The organism is Streptomyces phaeochromogenes (genome assembly GCF_001418655.1).
Lineage (GTDB): Bacteria > Actinomycetota > Actinomycetes > Streptomycetales > Streptomycetaceae > Streptomyces > Streptomyces phaeochromogenes.
In genome coordinates this window covers 1-2670 of record NZ_LIQZ01000630.1, presented here as the reverse complement: position 1 = coordinate 2670, position 2670 = coordinate 1, and the positions used below count along the sequence as shown (strand labels likewise).

General features: G+C 69.1%; 1 protein-coding gene and 1 pseudogene. One reads left to right on the top strand and one right to left on the bottom strand.

Features of this window, described 5'->3' with window-relative positions; genetic code table 11:
• Positions 1 to 126 precede the first annotated feature (126 nt).
• Positions 127 to 1911 carry a glyoxylate carboligase gene (gcl, locus tag AOK17_RS46930; RefSeq protein WP_055618741.1) on the bottom strand — a complete coding sequence of 595 codons (1785 nt, stop codon included), beginning with the start codon at positions 1909 to 1911 and terminating at the stop codon, positions 127 to 129.
• Between the two features lie 349 nt (positions 1912 to 2260).
• Between gcl and AOK17_RS53310 the strand changes: the two are divergent.
• Positions 2261 to 2670, top strand: a pseudogene (locus tag AOK17_RS53310) (hypothetical protein); the annotation flags it as partial.

The following is a 2670-nucleotide window of genomic DNA, read 5'->3' as shown; positions in this document are numbered from 1 at the left end:
GGCGGATTCCGTTCGGGTGGCGGCGGGGGCCGCTCGAACTGAACACGCCGAGAGGCCCCCGTCCTGGATCCCCAGGACGGGGGCCTCGGTTTTCTCCCCCTTGAGCCGCTCTCCCCCAGGGTCCTGTCAGACCTTCAGGGTCTTGATGGACGTGGGCGCGTGGCCCGGCTCGGTCGCGATCTCCTCGAACTCCACGACGTTGCTGATGTCGTTGGTCGTGGACATCGAGATGTTGGTGACGCGCTCCAGGATCGCCTCGACGACGACAGGGACCCGGAACTCGACCGCGAGCTTCTTCGCCTGTTCGAGGGCGGCGCCCAGCTCGCTCGGGTCGGTGACGCGGATCGCCTTGCAGCCGAGGCCCTCGACGACCTTGACGTGGTCGACGCCGTAGACGCCCAGCTCGGGCGAGTTGAGGTTCTCGAACTCCAGGTTGACCTGGAAGTCGATGTCGAACGCCCGCTGTGCCTGACGGATCAGGCCCAGATAGGAGTTGTTCACCAGCACATGGACGTACGGGATCCGGTGCTGGGCCCCGACGGCCAGCTCCTCGATCATGAACTGGAAGTCGTAGTCGCCGGAGAGCGCGACCACCTGCGCCTCCGGGTCGGCCTTGGCGACACCCAGCGCGGCCGGGACGGTCCAGCCGAGGGGGCCCGCCTGACCGCAGTTGATCCAGTGCCGCGGCCGGTAGACGTTCAGCATCTGGGCGCCGGCGATCTGCGAGAGGCCGATGGTGGTGACGTACCGGGTCTCGGGGCCGAAGGCCTTGTTCATCTCCTCGTAGACGCGCTGCGGCTTGATGGGGATGTCGTCGAAGTGCGTACGGCGCTGGAGGGTCGCCTTCTTGTCCTGCGCGGCCTGGGCCCACGCGGAGCGGTCCGGCAGCCTGCCCGCGGCCTTCAACTCCCGTGCCACCTCGACGAACACCTCAAGGGCGGCCTTCGCGTCGGAGGCGATCCCGTAGTCCGGGGCGAAGATCTTGCCGATCTGAGTGGGCTCGATGTCGACGTGCACGAACTTCCGGCCCGCCGTGTAGACGTCCAGCTTGCCGGTGTGTCGGTTGGCCCAGCGGTTGCCGATGCCGAGGACGAAGTCGGACTCCAGGAAGGTCGCGTTGCCGTAGCGGTGCGAGGTCTGCAGGCCGACCATGCCTGCGTTCAGCTCGTGGTCGTCGGGCAGGATGCCCCAGCCCATGAGGGTGGGAACGACCGGCGTGCCGGTCAACTCGGCGAACTCCACGAGAAGTTCGGAGGCGTCGGCGTTGATGATGCCGCCGCCCGCGACGATCAGCGGGCGCTCCGACTCGTTCAGGAGCGTGATCGCCTTCTCGACCTGGGCGCGGGTCGCGGCCGGCTTGTAGACCGGCAGCGGCTCGTACGTGTCCGGGTCGAACTCGATCTCCGTCAGCTGGACGTCGATGGGGAGGTCGATGAGGACCGGGCCCGGGCGGGCCGAGCGCATCAGGTGGAAGGCCTGCTGGAAGACGCCCGGGACCTGCGCGGCCTCCAGCACGGTGACTGCCATCTTGGCGACCGGCTTGGCGATCGAGGCGATGTCGACGGCCTGGAAGTCCTCCTTGTGGATCACGGCGGTCGGGGCCTGGCCCGTGATGCACAGGATCGGGATGGAGTCGCCGGTCGCGGAGTACAGACCGGTGATCATGTCGGTGCCCGCGGGCCCCGACGTACCGATGCAGACGCCGATGTTGCCGGGTGCGGTGCGGGTGTAGCCCTCCGCCATGTGGGAGGCGCCCTCGACATGGCGGGCGAGGGTGTGGCTGATGCCGCCGGAGGCCTTGAGCGCCGCGTAGAAGGGGTTGATCGCCGCGCCCGGGACACCGAACGCGCTGGTGACGCCCTCACGCTTGAGGATCTCAACTGCCGCGCGGGCAGCGGTCATACGTGCCATTGCGTACTCCTGCTTCGGCCGTCGGATTCGGGCTCCCGTCGCGCCCCGCGGAGAGCTTCAAATTCCGTATTACGGAAACTAACTTCTACTATCTGGAAGCAATGTAGGTGGACGGCCAGAAGGCGTCAAGGGTCGGAGACCGGTCGGCGGGCGGGGGAATCACGGGACGTCGGATCGTTTCGCTGCCGGAGGAAGGGGTTCCGGAGGACGATGGAGGCGCTGTCCCCATATGGCGTTGTGGTGTCGCGGTGTTCTGGAGAGGGTCATGTCCGAGAGCGTGCCGGTGAGGTGTCCGGCCTGTCGGCGCGAGCATGTCTATGCGGCGCCGTCGTACCCGTGCGTGTGCGGCGTGCCTGTCGCGCCCGTCCTCGACCGGAGCACGCTCCCGGAGCCCGTCACGCACCACACCTGGGACGAGGGCTGGGTGACGATCCGCTGCGAGTCCTGCGGGCGGGCGGACCACTGGCCCCGGCCGGAGCTGGGGTGCCCCTGCGGGGTGCTGTTACGGATACCGGTGACGGAACCGGGGGCCGACGGCGACGCGAGCGCCTCGGACGCCGACGCAGCGCACTCCTCGGGCGCGGACACCGGCGAGAGCCCCGAGGGCGGCTCCCATGAGGGTTCGCACGAGGGTTCGTACGAAGGCTCGCACGGCGGCCCGTACGAGGGCTCGCGCGAGCACTCCGGCCGCCCGCCCCGGAAGCCCCGGGCCGACCGGGCCAACCGTCTCCCCGCCGCCGCCATCCCCCTCCCCCGGAC

Excerpts from the sequence above, each read along its gene's own strand:
- gcl (WP_055618741.1), bottom strand. The coding sequence starts at position 1,911 with ATGGCACGTATGACCGCTGCCCGCGCGGCAGTTGAGATCCTCAAGCGT.